Source organism: Pseudomonas sp. AC242 (assembly GCF_979258655.1).
The window spans coordinates 4,210,712-4,228,320 of sequence record NZ_OZ409873.1 but is presented as its reverse complement, the minus strand read 5'-3'; the positions used below and the strand labels follow the sequence as shown (position 1 = coordinate 4,228,320).

The 17,609-nt window shown below is 59.6% G+C and carries 15 protein-coding genes and 1 pseudogene; 8 read left to right on the top strand and 8 right to left on the bottom strand.

Features of this window, described 5'->3' with window-relative positions:
• Positions 1-153: 153 nt before the first annotated feature.
• Positions 154-1,584 carry an exodeoxyribonuclease I gene (gene sbcB / locus ACZZ0A_RS19010; RefSeq protein ID WP_007912776.1) on the top strand — a complete coding sequence of 477 codons (1,431 nt, stop codon included), beginning with the start codon at positions 154-156 and terminating at the stop codon, positions 1,582-1,584.
• Positions 1,585-1,681: 97 nt separating this feature from the next.
• On the opposite strand, the gene mvaT is transcribed toward sbcB, so the two are convergent.
• Complete coding sequence (gene mvaT / locus ACZZ0A_RS19005; protein WP_007912775.1) at positions 1,682-2,059, bottom strand: histone-like nucleoid-structuring protein MvaT; 378 nt, start codon at positions 2,057-2,059, stop codon at positions 1,682-1,684.
• A gap of 336 nt (positions 2,060-2,395) precedes the next feature.
• On the opposite strand from mvaT, the gene purU reads away from it, so the two are divergent.
• Both purU and ACZZ0A_RS18995 read left to right on the top strand, forming a co-directional pair.
• Positions 2,396-3,244, top strand: coding sequence for a formyltetrahydrofolate deformylase (purU, locus tag ACZZ0A_RS19000; protein WP_007912774.1), 849 nt, complete (start codon positions 2,396-2,398; stop codon positions 3,242-3,244).
• 86 nt (positions 3,245-3,330) lie between these two features.
• The gene (locus ACZZ0A_RS18995; protein ID WP_123376459.1) at positions 3,331-3,510 is read left to right on the top strand and encodes a hypothetical protein; all 180 of its coding nucleotides are present in this window, start codon (positions 3,331-3,333) and stop codon (positions 3,508-3,510) included.
• Here ACZZ0A_RS18995 and ACZZ0A_RS18990 read toward each other — a convergent pair.
• The 5 genes and pseudogenes from ACZZ0A_RS18990 to ACZZ0A_RS18970 form a co-directional block, all read right to left on the bottom strand.
• Complete coding sequence (locus tag ACZZ0A_RS18990; RefSeq protein ID WP_007912772.1) at positions 3,494-4,492, bottom strand: lysylphosphatidylglycerol synthase transmembrane domain-containing protein; 999 nt, start codon at positions 4,490-4,492, stop codon at positions 3,494-3,496. The two genes, ACZZ0A_RS18995 and ACZZ0A_RS18990, sit on opposite strands and share 17 nt — an antisense overlap.
• Complete coding sequence (locus tag ACZZ0A_RS18985; RefSeq protein WP_463543583.1) at positions 4,489-5,265, bottom strand: DUF2334 domain-containing protein; 777 nt, start codon at positions 5,263-5,265, stop codon at positions 4,489-4,491. The genes ACZZ0A_RS18990 and ACZZ0A_RS18985 overlap by 4 nt, the downstream gene beginning before the upstream one ends.
• Positions 5,258-6,370 (bottom strand): glycosyltransferase family 4 protein, encoded by a 1,113-nt coding sequence (locus tag ACZZ0A_RS18980; RefSeq protein ID WP_463543582.1) that lies wholly within the window; start codon positions 6,368-6,370, stop codon positions 5,258-5,260. Before ACZZ0A_RS18980 ends, ACZZ0A_RS18985 begins: the two co-directional genes overlap by 8 nt.
• A gap of 283 nt (positions 6,371-6,653) precedes the next feature.
• Positions 6,654-7,418: a methyl-accepting chemotaxis protein gene (locus ACZZ0A_RS18975; protein WP_371043227.1), complete on the bottom strand. Its 765-nt coding sequence runs from the start codon at positions 7,416-7,418 to the stop codon at positions 6,654-6,656.
• Between the two features lie 93 nt (positions 7,419-7,511).
• Positions 7,512-8,543 (bottom strand): annotated as a pseudogene (locus tag ACZZ0A_RS18970) (HAMP domain-containing protein); the annotation flags it as partial.
• A 189-nt stretch (positions 8,544-8,732) separates the two neighbouring features.
• Here ACZZ0A_RS18970 and ACZZ0A_RS18965 point away from each other — a divergent pair.
• Positions 8,733-10,220 carry a helicase HerA-like domain-containing protein gene (locus tag ACZZ0A_RS18965; protein ID WP_007912768.1) on the top strand — a complete coding sequence of 496 codons (1,488 nt, stop codon included), beginning with the start codon at positions 8,733-8,735 and terminating at the stop codon, positions 10,218-10,220.
• Positions 10,221-10,328: 108 nt separating this feature from the next.
• Here the strand turns inward: ACZZ0A_RS18965 and ACZZ0A_RS18960 are convergent, their stop codons facing one another.
• Complete coding sequence (locus ACZZ0A_RS18960; protein WP_007912767.1) at positions 10,329-10,784, bottom strand: DUF721 domain-containing protein; 456 nt, start codon at positions 10,782-10,784, stop codon at positions 10,329-10,331.
• Positions 10,785-11,092: 308 nt separating this feature from the next.
• On the opposite strand from ACZZ0A_RS18960, the gene secA reads away from it, so the two are divergent.
• From secA to ACZZ0A_RS18940, 4 genes are all read left to right on the top strand, one after another.
• Positions 11,093-13,828 carry a preprotein translocase subunit SecA gene (gene secA / locus ACZZ0A_RS18955; RefSeq protein WP_414915492.1) on the top strand — a complete coding sequence of 912 codons (2,736 nt, stop codon included), beginning with the start codon at positions 11,093-11,095 and terminating at the stop codon, positions 13,826-13,828.
• 122 nt (positions 13,829-13,950) lie between these two features.
• On the top strand, positions 13,951-15,168 hold the full coding sequence (gene argJ / locus ACZZ0A_RS18950; RefSeq protein WP_007912763.1) for a bifunctional glutamate N-acetyltransferase/amino-acid acetyltransferase ArgJ: 1,218 nt from the start codon (positions 13,951-13,953) through the stop codon (positions 15,166-15,168).
• Positions 15,169-15,324: 156 nt separating this feature from the next.
• Positions 15,325-15,957 carry a glutathione S-transferase family protein gene (locus ACZZ0A_RS18945; protein ID WP_463543581.1) on the top strand — a complete coding sequence of 211 codons (633 nt, stop codon included), beginning with the start codon at positions 15,325-15,327 and terminating at the stop codon, positions 15,955-15,957.
• Positions 15,954-16,901, top strand: a complete 948-nt coding sequence (locus ACZZ0A_RS18940; protein ID WP_463543580.1) for a Nudix family hydrolase — start codon at positions 15,954-15,956, stop codon at positions 16,899-16,901. Before ACZZ0A_RS18945 ends, ACZZ0A_RS18940 begins: the two co-directional genes overlap by 4 nt.
• Positions 16,902-17,024: 123 nt before the next feature.
• Here the strand turns inward: ACZZ0A_RS18940 and ACZZ0A_RS18935 are convergent, their stop codons facing one another.
• The gene (locus ACZZ0A_RS18935) at positions 17,025-17,609 is read right to left on the bottom strand and encodes a cob(I)yrinic acid a,c-diamide adenosyltransferase (protein ID WP_095112284.1); all 585 of its coding nucleotides are present in this window, start codon (positions 17,607-17,609) and stop codon (positions 17,025-17,027) included.

Genomic DNA, 17,609 nt, shown 5'->3' with positions numbered 1-17,609 from the left:
TGCAAGTGAGGCCGATGCTAGCAGCCTCTCGGGGGAAAACGACATAACTATGTATTGCACATCGTGAAGCGCGAAGTGTTTGAATGACGCGAGGCTGGCCGCGAGCGCGGTCGAGCGCCTAGACTTTGCCGATCTTCAGTTCAGGAACCGCCCGTGACTTCAATCTTCTGGTACGACTACGAAACCACTGGCATCAATCCGCGTAACGACCGCCCGTTGCAGGTGGCCGGTATCCGCACCGACCATGCGCTCAACGAGATCGACGAGCCGGTCAATCTTTATTGCCAGCCCAGCGAGGACATCCTGCCGCATCCGGCAGCGTGCGCGATCACCGGCATCACCCCGAGCCAGCTCGCCGAAAAGGGTTTGAGCGAGGCTGATTTCATGACTCGCGTGCATGCCCAACTCGCGGCACCGGGCACCTGTGGCGCCGGTTACAACACGCTGCGCTTCGACGACGAGATGACCCGTTACAGCCTGTATCGCAATTTCTTCGACCCGTACGCCCGGGAGTGGCAGGGCGGCAACAGTCGTTGGGATCTGATTGATGTGGTGCGCGCCGCTTATGCGCTGCGTCCTGACGGCCTGGTCTGGCCGACCGATGACGAAGGCCGGGTGACCCTCAAGCTCGAACGCCTGACGGCCGCGAACAATATCGATCACGGGCATGCCCACGAAGCGTTGTCAGACGTACGCGCGACCATCGCACTGGCGCGGTTGATCCGCGAGAAACAACCAAAACTGTATGACTGGCTGTTCCAGTTGCGCAGCAAGCAAAAAGTCATGGATCAGATTCGCCTGCTGCAGCCGCTGGTGCATGTTTCCGGGCGTTTCTCGGCGGCGCGCAGTTATGTCGGTGTGGTGCTGCCACTGGCCTGGCACCCGAAGAACCGCAATGCCCTGATCGTCTGCGACCTGCACCTCGATCCGCAGGGGTTGCTCGATCTCGACGCGCAAACCCTGCGCGAGCGTTTGTACACGCGCCGCGACGACTTGCTGGAAGGCGAGTTGCCGGTGCCGCTCAAGCTGATTCACATCAACCGTTGTCCGGTGGTGGCACCGCTTGCGGTTTTGCGCGCGCAGGATCAGCAACGTCTGGGGCTGGACATGGCCCTGTATCAACAGCGAGCACTGCGGCTAACTGACGCACAACAAGTTTGGAAAGATAAAGTAGCGGAAATTTATGTCAGCGAAGATTTCATTCCGAGTGAGGATCCGGAACAACAGTTGTACGACGGATTTATCGGTGACCGCGACCGGCGTCTATGTGAGCAAGTGAGGAGCGCCGACCCGTCACAACTAGCGCAAGAGCAATGGCCTTTCGATGACGAACGTTTGCCCGAATTACTTTTTCGATATCGCGCACGCAACTTTCCCGAGACGTTGAATTTCGAAGAGCAAGAACGCTGGAGATTATTTTGTCAGCAGCGCTTGTCCGCGCCTGAATGGGGCGCGCCGAATACCTTGAAGTCTTTTACAGAAGCGGCAGAGCAGTGGTCACTTAATGCCACGCCGCTGCAGAGTGAAGTGCTCAATGAATGGCAAAATTATGTCCAGGCATTACGCAAACGTTTGAGTCTTTGAAATCGAACATGACCGGGCTTAAATGCCGGGCATAAAAAAACGCCAGCATTCGCTGGCGTTTGTTTTTTCGCGGATATCTCTGCGAAGGCGTTGCGGCTTAGCCCAGCAGGGTAGCCCAGCCTTCAACCACGTCACCGCCCCACTTGGCTTTCCACTCTTTCAGAGTTTTGTGGTTGCCACCTTTGGTTTCGATGACTTCGCCGTTGTGCGGGTTTTTGTATTGTTTAACTTTGCGAGCACGCTTGGTGCCGGTAGTTTTTACTGCGCCGCCGCGTACTGCTTTGGTTTTTGCTTCCGGGTCCAGCAGCGCGATGATGTCACGCAGGGACTTGGAGTATTCGCCCATCAGGGTGCGCAGTTTGCCTTCGAATTCCAGCTCGGCTTGCAGTTTGTCGTCTTGGGACAGGTTCTTCAAACGGGCTTGCAGCTCTTTGATAGCTTCTTCGGTGGCGCGGTATTCGTTGATCAAGGACATGATTACTACCTTAGTAGAGTGCTGAATGGCAGGGGGACAGTGCCGCAATAATAGTCAGGCTGTTTCATCAAGTAAACATTTAACCTGAGTTTTTATTTAAATTAGTTACGAGAAACTGCCATCTATTGAATATTCAGTTAAATAGTGTGACCCAGTCATCACAGATATTCACAGTTGTCTGATCAAGCGATACCACGGGATCACTGTCAGGTGGACGATCACCCCCTCAAGCATCCGTCATGCCGAGCCTGCCCCGGACCGTGCTGATCAATACTGCAGTTTTCCTGCGCAGCCGCTAGAATGGCGGCCTTTGCGAAGTTCTGGAGTTTCCCCCTCATGCGCACTTTTCGGCTGGTGATATCTTGCCCGGACCGCGTTGGCATTGTTGCCAAAGTCAGTAATTTTCTGGCAGCCCATAACGGCTGGATCACCGAAGCGAGCCACCACTCGGACAACCAAGTCGGCTGGTTCTTCATGCGTCACGAAATTCGTGCCGATTCGCTGCCTTTCGGTATTGAAGTGCTGCGCGAGAAGTTTGCGCCGATCGCCGAAGAGTTCTCGATGGACTGGCGCATCACCGACACCGAGCAGAAAAAGCGCGTTGTGCTGATGGCTAGCCGCGAATCCCACTGCCTCGCCGATTTGCTGCACCGCTGGCACAGCGATGAACTGGACTGCGAAATCTCCTGCGTGATTTCCAACCACGATGACCTGCGCAGCATGGTCGAGTGGCACGGCATTCCTTATTATCACGTCCCGGTCAACCCGCAGGACAAGCAACCGGCCTTCGATGAAGTGTCGCGCCTGGTCAAACAGCACGATGCTGAAGTGGTGGTGCTGGCGCGTTACATGCAAATCCTGCCGCCGGACATGTGCCGCGAATACGCGCACAAGGTCATCAACATTCACCACAGCTTCCTGCCGTCGTTCGTCGGCGCCAAGCCGTACCACCAGGCTTCCCTGCGTGGCGTGAAACTGATCGGTGCGACCTGCCACTACGTGACCGAAGAGCTGGACGCCGGCCCGATCATCGAGCAGGACGTGGTTCGTGTCAGTCACAGCGACAGCATCGAAGACATGGTGCGTTTCGGCCGTGATGTCGAGAAGATGGTGTTGGCGCGCGGCCTGCGTTATCACCTTGAAGATCGCGTGCTGGTGCACGGCAACAAGACTGTGGTGTTCTGATCGAACCCACACAGGCTTGAAAAACCAAGGGTCTGGGCGTTCAATCGTTCCAGGCCCTTCGCCGTTTCTGACCCGAGGAAATGTTCATGAATGATCCACTGGACAAAGCCACTTCCAAAGCTCCGGCAACGTTGGGCGAGGGTTGTTTGAGTCGATATGATCCCGAGGACATGAGCCCTGAGGATGGTACCGAGTTTCCCGGCGCTGCCGAGTTGTGGGAACAACTCAAAGAACAGCAGCAGGACGACGTCAAGAAGCCTGTCTGACGTTCATCAGCTTCTTCAACAGCGGCCGCCCCAGCATCAACAGAAACACCGGGCCACCCACCAGCAGGTAAAAGTAATACGTCACCACCCGCCAGATCAGGATCGCCGCCGCTGCGGTGGATTTCCCCACCATCGGCGCCAATAAGGCCGCCGAGGTCAGTTCCGCCGCCCCCGCACCGCCCGGTAGCAGACTGAATTGCCCGGCGCCCAGCGACAGCATCTGCACCAGAAAACTCCAGGCCCATTGCAAGTCTGCGCCCAGGCCGCGCAGCGCCAGATACAACACGCTGTAACGCAGCAACCAATGCACACACGTCAGGGCGAAGACTTTGCTCAGCGTCTGCCAGGGCAACTTCAGCGTGTCGGTGAACGCGGCGAGAAAGTGCAGCAACTTGCGCGCCCAGCGGCGTCGAGTGCTGGCCTTGACGTTCATTCTGGCTAACAGGCGCCCGCTCAGGCGAATCAATGCGCGGTGATAACGCGCGAGCAATACACAACTGAACAAGCCACCGAACAACGAAACGGCGCTGACCATCAGCAGCCACTCCAGCCGATCGCTGAGGTGTTGAAACAACGCATAAATCAGAATCCCGCTGAGGGCGCAGAGAAAGAACAGCAGGTCACTCAACTGATCCATGGCAAACACTGCGCTGCCTCGCGCCGGGCGCACACCCGATCGGGCCAGCAGGGCCATGATCGTCAGTGGTCCGCCGCTGCCACCGGGTGTCGCGCAATAGGCGAATTCGGCGGCCATGACCACGCCAAGACTCTTCATCGGCGTGACGCGATCGCACTGATCGCCGAGCAGCAAACGTAAACGCAGGGTATTGATGCCCCAGCACAGCAGGATCATGCCGAACATCACCAGCAGCCAGTGCAGCGGAAAGCTTTGCAGGCGCGCCCAGGTTTCGCTGCCGCCGAGCACCACCGGAATCAGCACGGCCGCGAGCAGGCCGATCAGCAGCAGAATGCCGCGACTCATGCGGCGCGCTCCCATTGGCTGTGCTGTTGCGCCAGCCAGTCGATTTTAGTCATCGGTACGCGTCCTTCCGCCAGCAGTCGTTCAAGGGTTTTCAACCAGTAATCGCGGGAGAAACGGTGGCGCATGTCCACCGGGTGCAAGCCTAGCCGAATCACCGGTGCCTGGCACCAGCGCTGTTCCCGCTGCTCGCAGACTAACTTCGACAAGCCTCGGCGCCAGGCACTGCGGGCGCTCCAGACCAGACCTGGAGCATTGATGGCGGTGAACTCCGGCAACCGATACAGATGCTGCGGATCACTGGTATAGCTCAGCGGCAACTCACGCAGGGCCTGGCGGGTGCCGTCACTCATCAGCCAGGCAGGGGCGACGAAACCGTGCAGGGGCCAGTCGTAACGCTGAAATACATCGATACCCGCGCGCAGACGGGCGAGGGCGGACTCGCGGGACAAGCGGTAGAACTCGCCTTCATGGGTGTAGACCCGGCGCATGAACCAGTCGCGCGGGGTTGTCGGGCCGGGTTCCTGATCATCATGGAAGTAACCGTGCAGGGCCAGTTCATCGCCACGGGCAACGCGTTCATCGAGCAATCGGCGAAACGCCGGGTGAGCATTGAGGGCGTTGTGCCGATGGAAATCCGGCACCACCAGCCACGTCATCGGCACTTGTCCCAATGCGTCGACCGCTGCGACAAACGGTTGGTAAGCCGCCCAAGTCGAGGGCGCCACGTCGTGCAGCACCAGCAGCACAGCCGGGAGATTCGTCGATTCAGCCATTGGCGACTCGTGGCAGTGTGTGGCCGAGGACGGCGTGATAGTGATCGAGCAGACTGTCGACCACCGTGTCCCACGCGTAATGCTGTTCAACATGCTCGCGCGCCTGTTGGCCGAGTTTCACGCAGCCGCGACTAAACAGTTCGCGCACGGCATTGGCCATCGCTTGCGGGTTGTTCGGCGCGCACAGCAAGCCACAGGACTCGCTGATGATTTCCTCGAAGGCACCCGCGGCCACGGCGACCACTGGAATGCCACAGGCCATGGCTTCAAGAATCACCAGACCGAAGGTTTCCTGATCACCGGCATGGACCAACGCGTCTGCGCTGGCCATCAATTGCGCGACTCTGTGTGGCGGGCAGAACTCATCGATCACACTGACGTTGTCCGGTACGGCAGCGGGCATTGATGAGCCGACCAACAGCAGGTGATAACGCGGGCCAAGGCGTTTCATGCAATTGAGCAGTACTGGCAGGTTTTTCTCTTTCGAACCGCGCCCGGCGAAAATCAACAGGCGCGTCTCTTCGACGATGCCCAGTTCCGCGCGCAGATTGCGGTTGCCCGCGTCTGGATGAAAGGTCTGCAGGTCCACGCCCAATGGCTGCACGAAAACATTGCGCACGCCGAGTCCGCTGAGCTTGTCAGCCATGACCTGACTGGGCGCCAGGACCCGGTCGAAGTTGCCGTAAAGCCGGGTGACATAGGCCTCGATATTCGGCGTTACCCAATGGCCCATGCGATTGCCGACCAGCAAGGGCAGATCCGAGTGATAGAAACCGATCACCGGCACGTCCAGTTGCCGCCGCGCATCCAGCGCAGCCCAGGCGGTCAGATAAGGATCGCCGACTTCGATCAGATCGGGCTGCAAATCCTGCAGCACATTGCGCCATGGCGCGAGGCGTACAGGGAAGCGGTAACCTTTGCCGAACGGCAGGGCAGGGGCGGGAACCGTGTAAATGCCGTCGTGTTCGCCGAAATGCGCGCCGGGAATCAACAGACTGTGGCGAATGCCGGGTTTGACCCCGAGCCGGCGGTGTTTGGCATCCAGATAAGTGCGCACGCCGCCGCTGGCCGGGGCGTAGAACATAGTGATGTCGGCGATATGCACGGTGACCAACCCTCCGCTGCGTGGTTCTCCCTTGGTTGACCTTTATCAAGAATAGATGTTCGGTCGGGATTGCGCGGTAGAGCTGAAGAGCTTCAGAGCGGAAGAGCCCCTCACCCTAACCCTCTCCCGGAGGGAGAGGGGACTGACCGAGGTGTTTGGGTTTTATGCATCGACCTGAAAGTCTTCAGTCGAACTCAGGTTCTGAACAGCATGAAGATCGGCTCCCTTTCCCCCTCGCCCCCTGGGGGAGAGGGCTGGGGTGAGGGGGTAAAGCTTTTGATCTTCAGATGCGGAAACTACCCACCAACTGTTTCAACCGCGAAGCCTGCTGCTCCAGATCCGAACAAGCACGCAACGTCGCCTGCAAGTTCTCCACGCCCTCCTGATTCAGCGTATTGATCTCGGTGATATCGACGTTGATCGATTCCACAACAGCGGTCTGCTCCTCGGTCGCCGTGGCCACCGACTGATTCATCCCGTCGATCTCGCCAATGCGCTGCGTCACGCTGTTCAAGCGCTCCCCGGCGAGGTTGGCAATCTCGACGCTGTCCTGGCTGTGGCGCTGGCTGTCGCTCATGGTGCTCACCGATTCACGAGCGCCAACCTGCAGCTCCTCGATCATGGTCTGTACCTGTTGCGCCGACTCCTGGGTGCGGTGCGCCAGATTGCGCACTTCATCGGCCACCACGGCAAAACCACGGCCGGCCTCACCGGCACGTGCCGCTTCAATCGCAGCGTTGAGCGCCAGCAGGTTGGTTTGCTGGGAAATGCTGGTGATCACTTCGAGAATCTGACCGATGTTCACGGTCTTGCTGTTCAGCGACTCGATATTGCTGCTCGATGCGCTGAGCATGCTCGACAGTTGATTCATCGCCTTGATGCTGCGATCGACCACTTGCTGGCCGTCTTCAGCCAGACCGCGAGCGTCGCTGGCCTGATTCGAAGCCTGGGCGGCATTGCGGGCGATTTCCTGCGCCGCAGCACCAAGCTGATTGATCGCTGCAGCGACACTACTGGTGCGCGAGGCTTGCTGATCGGAGTTGTACATCGACGAGTTCGACGCGGCGACTACACGCAGGGCGACCTCGTTAACCTGGCCGGTCGCCGAAGACACTTCGCGGATCGAACCGTGAATTCGCTCGACGAAACGGTTGAACGCGGTACCGAGGATGCCGAATTCATCGTTATTGACGATGGTCAGGCGTTTGGTCAGATCACCTTCGCCGTCGGCAATGTCTTCCATGGCGCGGGTCATTACATGCAGCGGCTGGATCAGCAGGCGGATCAGCATGCCGAGCAGGGCAATGATGATCGCCACGGCAATCACTGTCGCGATCACTGCCGAGGTGCGGAACTCGCTGAGCATCGCGAACGCCTGATCTTTGTCCACCGACAGACCGATGTACCAGTTCACTGACGGCAGGCCTTTGATCGGCGCGAAGGTGACGATGCGGGTCTTGCCATCGACGGTGACTTCACTGAAGTCGCTGCTGATGCGCGGGGTGTCCTGCGGATAGGCTTCTTTCAGTGATTTCATCACCAAGGCCTTGTCCGGGTGCACGAGGATCTTGCCGTCGGCACTGACCAGGAACACATAACCCATGCCGTCAAAATCGCGGGCGGCGAGGGTGTCGACCAGCGATTGCAGGCTCAGGTCGCCGCCGACTACGCCCACGCTCTGGCCGGCCTTTTTCGAGGCGGTGGCGATGGAGATGATCAACTGGCCAGTGGCGGCGTCGATGTACGGCTCGGTCAGGGTCGAGGTGCTGCTGCTCTCGGCACCTTTATACCAAGGGCGCACCCGTGGATCGAAACCGTCCGGCATCTTCGCATCCGGGCGGATGGTGAAGTGGCCGGTGGCATCACCGAGGTAGGACGCCATGAACGTCGAGGTCAGGGCTTTCTGTTCCAGCAGGCTGGCGACATTGACCGGTTCCGGGTTGATGGCGATGTTCTGGGCGGCGTTCTCGATCAGCAGAATGCGGCCGCTGAGCCAGGTCTGGATATTGCCGGCAGTGACTTCGCCCATCTCGTTGAGATAGTTGTTCAGGTCATCGCGGATCGCATTGCGCTGCAACCAGTCGTTGTACAGCGTAAACGAGGCGAAAGCGGCGATGACGATGAGGGCGGCGGCAAGCAAAATTTTATGGCTGAAGCGCAGATTTTTGTTCATGGCTTGGGGTTCCGCTAAGGTCTTAATGTCCAGGGCGTGCTTTTATAGAAGCGCGCAAAATGGGCAAGGGTGAAAACAAGCTGATATTTCCGTCTCTCCTTAGGGAAATGTCCGGCCTGACTTGTGGTCGGGTCTCTCACTCCTCTGTATCGGCCATGCGTAATCAAAGATTAACCATTGGGTGACAAAATGCCTGACTCCTCGCAACTCGTAATCGGCGCCGATCTCGCAGGCCAGCAGATTGCTCAGGCCATGCGCCTGGCGAACCGCCACGGACTGGTCGCGGGCGCCACCGGTACCGGTAAAACCGTCACCTTGCAGCGTTTGGCCGAGGCGTTCAGTGACGCCGGGGTCGCGGTATTTGCCGCTGACATCAAGGGCGATCTGTGTGGTCTCGGTGCGGCCGGCAACCCGCAGGGCAAAGTGGCCGAGCGTATCGCCGGGATGCCATGGCTCAACCACAAGCCGCAGGCGTATCCGGTGACCTTGTGGGATATCCACGGTGAGTCCGGTCATCCGTTGCGCACCACCTTGAGTGAAATGGGCCCGCTGTTGATCGGCAGCCTGCTGGAACTGACTGACAGCCAGCAATCGGCGCTCTACGCAGCCTTCAAGGTCGCTGATCGCGAGGGCTTGTTGCTGTTGGATCTGAAAGATCTGAAGGCGCTGCTCAATCACCTCAAGGACAATCCGCAACTGCTGGGCGAAGACGCGGCGTTGATGACCACCGGTTCCAGTCAGGCGCTGTTGCGCCGCCTGGCGATCCTTGAGCAGCAGGGCGCCGAAGCCTTGTTTGGCGAACCGGCACTGCAACTCGAAGACATTCTGCAACCGACTGCCGAGGGGCGGGGGCGCATTCATCTGCTCGACGCCAGCCGTCTGGTGCACGAGGCGCCGAAAGTCTATGCAACGTTCCTGTTGTGGCTGCTGGCTGAGTTGTTCGAGCAGTTGCCAGAGCGAGGCGATGCCGACAAACCGCTGCTGGCGTTGTTTTTCGATGAGGCGCATTTATTGTTTGGCGATACGCCCAAGGCCTTGCAGGAGCGCCTCGAGCAAGTGGTGCGCCTGATCCGCTCCAAAGGTGTTGGCGTGTATTTCGTCACGCAGTCACCGGCGGATTTGCCCGATGACGTGCTGGCGCAACTCGGTCTGCGCATCCAGCACGGCTTGCGTGCGTTTACCGCCAAAGAGCAGAAATCCCTGCGCGCAGTGGCGGACGGCTTCCGGCCGAATCCGGCGTTCGACAGTTTGTCGGTGTTGACTGAATTGGGGATCGGCGAGGCGTTGGTCGGCACGCTGACCGAGAAAGGCACGCCGGAAATGGTTCAGCGCGTACTGGTCGCACCGCCGCAATCGCGGATCGGGCCGCTGACCGAAACCGAACGCACGCTGCTGATTGCCGGCTCGCCGTTCAAGGGGCGCTATGACAAGCCGATTGATCGTGAATCGGCTTATGAAATTCTGATGGGGCGCAAAGGCCTGGCGCCTGAAGCCGAGGCGCCCGCCGGCAAGCCTGCGCCTGAAGAGCCGAGCCTGGCCGACAGAGCAGGAGAGTTCCTCGGCACCGCTGCCGGGCAAGCGCTGAAATCGGCGATGCGCCAGGCTGCCAATAACCTTGGCAAACAACTGGTACGCGGCTTGATGGGCTCTTTACTCGGTGGCAGCAAACGCCGCTGACCTAATGTAGGAGTGAGCCTGCTCGCGATTGCGGTATGCCAGTCACGACAATGTCGACTGTTTCACCGCTATCGCGAGCAGGCTCACTCCTACAATTATTGATAGCTGTCAGGACTTGTCTTTGGCGTGCGCCGCCAGGCGCTCCAGCGCCGCGCGCAATCCCGGATCAGTGATCCCGTCTGCCGTGGCCTGAATCGTCGCCGCTGCATCCGTGGACAAATCCATCGTGTGCCCGGCTGACCCGCGTTGAACCGTCGGCGGCTGCACCTTGAACAGAATCCGCGTCAAACTGGCAAACTCGTCAAACATCTGCAATTGTCGCTGCAAGCGTTTTTGCTGGTAACGCAGGCGCGTGGCCCAGTGACCATCGGTGACGATCAACAACAAACTGCCCTCACGCCACGACGCTACATGGCAATGTTCGCGGGCGGCGGGCTGCAATTGGCTTTCGAGCAGGCGTTGTAAATGGCCCAGGCGCTGGGCATGGCCGAGGATGGCTTTGAGCGGCTTGGCTTCGCGCAAGAGAACGGCGGGTGCTTTAGCCGTAAGAGGGCGAAATGCCATGATCGAACACCTGAAGTAACAGAATCGCCATGGTAGCAGAAAGGCCAAACTCACTCGCCCATTGCTTTTGCCCCCGCTTTACCCATTAAATCAACAACTAACTTCTGCCTTGTATGACTTGAAGTTGAGCAAAACGCCCCTATTTTAAGTGAGCCCCGTCAAAGCGCAGTGCCAGCATCGTGGAACATCGCCACTTTCCTCACTTCCGTTTCCGGGTAGAATGCTCGTTCGCATGCGGCCATGAGGGCTGCACGGGCGACGCTCACGGGGCCGCCCTCCATCCCTTTAGTGTGGAAGATCCTGCCGATATGTTTGCGCCTTTGTTAAAGAAACTTTTTGGAAGCAAGAACGAGCGTGAAGTCAAACGCATGCTCAAGACGGTGCAGCTCGTCAATGCCTTCGAAGAGCAAATGGTGGCCCTTTCGGACGATCAATTGCGCGCCAAGACCAATGAGTTCAAGGCCCGCATCGCCAAAGGGGAAACCCTCGACAAGCTGCTGCCAGAAGCCTTTGCGGTCGCCCGCGAAGCCGGCAAGCGCATCATGGGTATGCGCCACTTCGACGTGCAGCTCGTCGGTGGCATGACCTTGCACGAAGGCAAGATCGCCGAAATGCGCACCGGTGAGGGTAAAACCCTCGTAGCGACCCTGGGCGTTTACCTCAACGCACTGTCCGGCAAGGGCGTGCACGTTGTGACGGTGAACGACTACCTGGCGCGTCGTGACGCCAACTGGATGCGCCCGCTGTATGAATTCCTCGGCCTGACCGTTGGCGTCGTGACACCGTTCCAGCCGCCGGAAGAGAAACGTCTGGCCTACGCCGCCGACATCACCTACGGCACCAACAACGAATTCGGTTTCGACTACCTGCGCGACAACATGGCGTTCAGCATGGAAGAAAAATTCCAGCGCGAACTCAACTTTGCCGTGATCGACGAAGTCGACTCCATCCTCATCGACGAAGCGCGTACCCCGCTGATCATCTCCGGTCAGGCCGAGGACAGCTCCAAGCTGTACATGGAGATCAATAAACTGATCCCGCAGTTGGAACTGCACGTTGAAGAAGTCGAAGGCGAAGTCACCAAGGCTGGCCACTACACCGTTGACGAGAAGACCCGTCAGGTCGAACTCAACGAAGCCGGTCACCAGTTCATCGAAGACATGCTCACCCGCGTCGGCCTGCTGGCTGAAGGCGAGAGCCTGTACTCGGCACACAACCTGGGCCTGTTGACCCACGTGTATGCCGGTCTGCGTGCGCACAAGCTGTTCAATCGCAACATCGAATACATCGTGCAGGACGGCCAGGTCGTACTGGTCGACGAACACACCGGCCGTACCATGCCGGGTCGTCGTCTGTCCGAAGGCCTGCATCAGGCCATCGAAGCCAAAGAAGGCCTGAACATCCAGGCCGAGAGCCAGACCCTGGCCTCGACCACGTTCCAGAACTACTTCCGTCTGTACACCAAGCTGTCCGGCATGACCGGTACCGCTGACACCGAAGCGTTCGAATTCCACCAGATCTATGGTCTGGAGGTCATGGTCATTCCGCCGAACAAACCGTTGGCGCGTAAAGACTTCAACGACCTGGTGTTCCTGACCGCCGAAGAGAAATACGCGGCGATCGTTGCGGACATCAAGGAAAGCATGGCGGCCGGTCGTCCGGTGCTGGTGGGTACTGCCACCATCGAAACCTCCGAGCACATGTCCGCTTTGCTCGTGAAAGAAGGCATCGAACACAAGGTTCTGAACGCCAAGTTCCACGAAAAAGAAGCCGAGATCATCGCGCAGGCCGGTCGTCCGGGCGCCCTGACCATCGCCACCAACATGGCCGGTCGTGGTACCGACATCCTCTTGGGCGGTAACTGGGAAGTTGAAGTTGCCTCGCTGGAAAACCCGACCCCTGAGCAGATTGCCCAGATCAAGGCCGACTGGCAGAAGCGTCACCAGCAAGTGCTGGAATCCGGCGGTCTGCAGGTGATTGCCTCCGAGCGTCACGAATCGCGTCGTATCGACAACCAGCTGCGTGGCCGTGCCGGCCGTCAGGGTGACGCCGGTTCCAGCCGCTTCTACCTGTCGCTGGAAGACAGCCTGATGCGCATCTTCGCTTCTGATCGAGTGAAGAACTTCATGAAAGCCCTGGGCATGCAGCCGGGCGAAGCGATCGAGCACCGCATGGTGACCAATGCGATCGAGAAGGCGCAGCGCAAGGTTGAAGGCCGTAACTTCGACATCCGTAAGCAACTGCTCGAGTTCGACGACGTCAACAACGAACAGCGTAAAGTGATCTATCACATGCGTAACACGTTGCTGGCCGCTGACAACATCGGTGAAACCATCGCCGATTTCCGTCAGGACGTGCTCAACGCCACCGTCAGCGCACATATTCCGCCGCAATCGCTGCCTGAGCAGTGGGACGTGGCTGGTCTGGAAGCGTCGATTGCCAGCGATTTCGGCGTGACATTGCCGATTCAGCAATGGCTCGACGAAGACGATCACCTGTACGAAGAAACCCTGCGCGAGAAGCTCATGACCGAGCTGATGGCGGCGTACAACGAGAAAGAAGATCAGGCCGGTGCCGACGCACTGCGCTCGTTCGAGAAACAAATTGTGCTGCGCGTGCTGGACGATCTGTGGAAAGACCACCTGTCGACCATGGACCACTTGCGTCACGGTATCCATCTGCGTGGCTACGCTCAGAAGAACCCGAAGCAGGAATACAAGCGCGAGTCGTTCACGCTGTTCTCCGAGCTGCTGGATTCGATCAAGCGCGACTCGATCCGCGTGCTGTCGCACGTTCAGGTGCGCCGCGAAGATCCGGAAGCCGAGGAGCAACGTCTGCGTCAGGAAGCCGAAGCGCTGGCCGCCCGCATGCAGTTCGAACACGCCGAAGCGCCAGGTCTGGAGCAGCCGGAAGTACTGGGTGAAGAGGTCGATGTCGCCCTCGCCACCGCCCCGGTTCGCAATGAGCAGAAGCTGGGCCGCAACGAACTGTGCTACTGCGGTTCGGGCAAGAAATTCAAGCATTGCCACGGGCAGATCCAGTAAAACCCGTTTCAATCGCTGAAATACCCGCGCCGCGACCGGCTCCTGCCGTCGCGGCGTTTTGCCATTTAAACCACCGTTGCCGCGCGCGACGGTGCTGACATCATTGAGTAAGGAGCGCATTCATGGCTGTTGGTCTTGGTCCTTTGCCAACGTTGCACCCGGTTGCCGGTTTTGAACTCGGTATCGCCTCGGCCGGCATCAAGCGCCCCGGGCGCAAAGATGTTGTTGTGATGCGCTGCGCCGAAGGTTCGACCGTGGCGGGCGTGTTCACTTTGAACGCGTTTTGCGCGGCACCGGTGATCCTGGCGAAAAAACGCGTGCAGAACGCCGTGCGTTATCTGCTGACCAATACCGGCAATGCCAACGCGGGCACTGGCGAGCCAGGCCTGGCTGCCGCTGAGCGCACCACCGCCAGACTGGCCGAACTGACCGGTGTTGATGCCAGCCAGATTCTGCCGTATTCCACCGGCGTGATCGGCGAGCCACTGCCGGTCGAGAAGATCGAAGGCGCGCTGCAAGCCGCGCTGGACGACCTGTCGGAAAACAACTGGGAAGCCGCTGCTACTGGGATCATGACCACCGACACCCTGCCGAAGGGCGCCAGCCGCCAGTTCGAGCATGACGGCGTCACCATCACCGTCACCGGCATCAGCAAAGGCGCGGGCATGATCCGCCCGAACATGGCGACCATGCTTGGCTACATCGCCACTGACGCTAAAGTCTCCCGCGAAGTCCTGCACAATTTGATGCTCGACGGCGCCAATAAATCGTTCAACCGCATCACCATCGACGGCGACACCTCGACCAACGATTGCTGCATGCTGATCGCCACCGGCAAGGCTGCGCTGCCGGAAATCACCCGCGCCGAAGGCGAGCTGTTCGGCAAACTGAAGCAAGCGGTGTTCGAAGTGTGCATGGACGTGGCCCAGGCCATCGTGCGTGACGGCGAAGGCGCGACCAAGTTCGTGACGGTTGAAGTGAATGGCGGCGGCAATCATCAGGAATGCCTCGACGTCGGCTACACCGTGGCGCACTCGCCGCTGATCAAGACCGCGCTGTTCGCCTCCGACCCGAACTGGGGCCGTATCCTCGCCGCTGTCGGCCGTGCCGGCGTGCCGGATCTGGACGTGAGCAAGATCGACGTGTTCCTTGGCGACGTGTGCATCGCCAGCCGTGGTGCTCGCGCCGCGACCTACACTGAGGCGCAGGGTTCGGCAGTGATGCAGCAGGAAGAGATCACTATCCGTATCGAGTTGGGTCGCGGCGATTGCAGCGAAACCATCTGGACCACCGACCTGTCGCATGAATACGTGAAGATCAACGCTGAATATCGCACGTGATCTAACCTGAGACCGAGTCGCCTGCATCGCCAGCAGGCTGGCTCCCACAGGGATCTGTGTCTTTCACAAATCCCTGTAGGAGTGAGCCTGCTCGCGATGGCGACCTCTCAGGCACCGAAGATCCGGCCTGTCCATCCTGATGAAAGGCACCCAACCATGTCCCTGCACCTGATCATCGGCGACAAACTGCTTTCCTCCTGGTCCCTGCGTGCCGCCCTGGCGCTTGAACTGACCGGCGCACCCTATACCGAAGAACTGATCAAACTCGGCAAGCCCGATACCCGCGAGCTGCTGCTCAAGCATTCGCCCACCGCCAAAGTCCCGCTGCTGCAAACGGCGCGCGGCACCATCGCCGACTCACTGGCCATCGCCGAATACCTCGCTGAACAGTTTCCGTCCGAGCAGCTCTGGCCGAGCGATATCTTCGCCCGTGCTCAGGCCAGATCCGCCTGCGCGCAAATGCACAGCGGTTTCTTCGCCATGCGCAATCACATGCCGTTCAACCTCAACCATGACGCACCGCTGAACCCGGTACCGCCGGAGGTCAAGGCTGATATCGAGCGCATGCTCGCGCTGTGGGCCGAGTGCCGTGCCGCTGCCACCGAAAGCGGCCCCTATCTGTTTGGCCGTGTCAGTCTGGCCGATGCCTTCTTCGCGCCGATTGCCGTGCGTCTGCGCACTTATCAGGTGAAGCTGCCGGCCGCCGACGAAGCCTATGTTGAAACCGTCTACCAATGGCCCGCCTTCAAGGCGTGGCAAAAGGCTGGACTGGAGGAGTTGAATCCGTGAAACGTGTACACGTCGCCGCTGCCGTCATTCGTGACGACAGCGGCAAAATCCTCATCGCCCGCCGCGCCGATAGCCAGCATCAGGGTGGTCTGTGGGAGTTTCCCGGCGGTAAGGTCGAGGCCGACGAGTCGGTCGAAAGCGCACTGTCCCGTGAGCTGCACGAAGAGTTGGGCATCGTCGTTGGCGCCGCCCGACCGGTGATCAAAGTGCGTCACGACTACCCGGACAAGCAAGTGTTGCTGGATGTCTGGGAAGTTTCGGCATTCACCGGTGAACCGCACGGTGCCGAAGGCCAGCCATTGGCCTGGGTTACCGCGAAAGAACTGGCGAACTACGAGTTCCCGGCCGCCAACCAGCCGATCGTTGCCGCCGCGCGTTTGCCCGCGGAATATCTGATTACCCCGGAAGACCTGGAAACCCCGGCGTTGCTGCGCGGTATCCAGAAGGCGATTGCCGGCGGGATCAAGTTGATTCAGCTGCGTGCGCCGAACGGTTACGACCCCAAGTATCGCGATCTGGCGGTCGATGCGGCCGGCCTGTGTGCGGGTAAGGCGCAGTTGATGATCAAGGGGCCGTTCGAATGGCTCGGCGATTTCCCGTCCGCCGGATGGCACATCACCTCCGCGCAGCTGCGCAAACACGCTGCGGCGGGGCGTCCGTTGCCGGCGGAGCGCTGGTTGGCGGCGTCGTGCCACAACGCAGAAGAACTGGCGCTGGCCGAGCAGATGGGCGTGGATTTCGTCACGCTGTCGCCGGTACAACCGACCTTGACCCACCCGGATGCGCAGCCGCTGGGTTGGGAGCAGGCTTCAACGTTGATCGAAGGTTTCAGCAAACCGGTGTTTCTGTTGGGCGGGGTTGGTCCGGCGGAGCGCGAAAAAGCCTGGGGCGTGGGTGCGCAAGGCGTGGCGGGGATTCGCGCGTTCTGGCCTGACTCTCTGTAAAGGCTAGCGGCCTCATCGCTGGCAAGCCAGCTCCCACAGGTTTTAGTGCCGTTCACAAATGTTGTGTACACCATGAAACCCTGTGGCAGAGCTGGCTTGCCAGCGATGGCGGCCGATCAAACACTACATCTCTGCGGGTTTTGCCGCCGGCTGCCAAAGAATCTCCGCAATCCCCTGCCGCCGTGCAATCAACCGCGCCGCGACAAACAACAAATCCGACAACCGATTGATATACGCCAGCCCAACGCCGGCCAACGGCTCCAGCGCATTCAGGTGCTGACAGCGCCGCTCGGCACTCCGCGCCAGGCTCCGGCATACATGCGCCTGCGCAATCAACATCGACCCGCCCGGCAGAATGAAATTCTCCAGCGGCCCCAATTCCTCGTTCCACACATCGATCGCGGCTTCCAGTCGTTCGATCTCTGCGGCATTCAACGCCTGATACGCCGGCATCGCCAACTCGCCACCCAGATCAAACAAGCGGTGCTGACAAGGCGCCAACACCTCGATCAGTTCATTCAACCCCGGAAACGTGTTGCGTTCGGCAATCAACCCGGCCAACAACACGCCGACCTGACTGTTCAGCGTATCGACCTCACCAATCGCTTCGATGCGTGGGTGATCCTTGGGCACGCGGCGGCCATCGCCCAGGCCGGTTTCGCCTTTGTCACCGGTGCGGGTGTAGATTTTCGACAGGCGAAAGCCCAT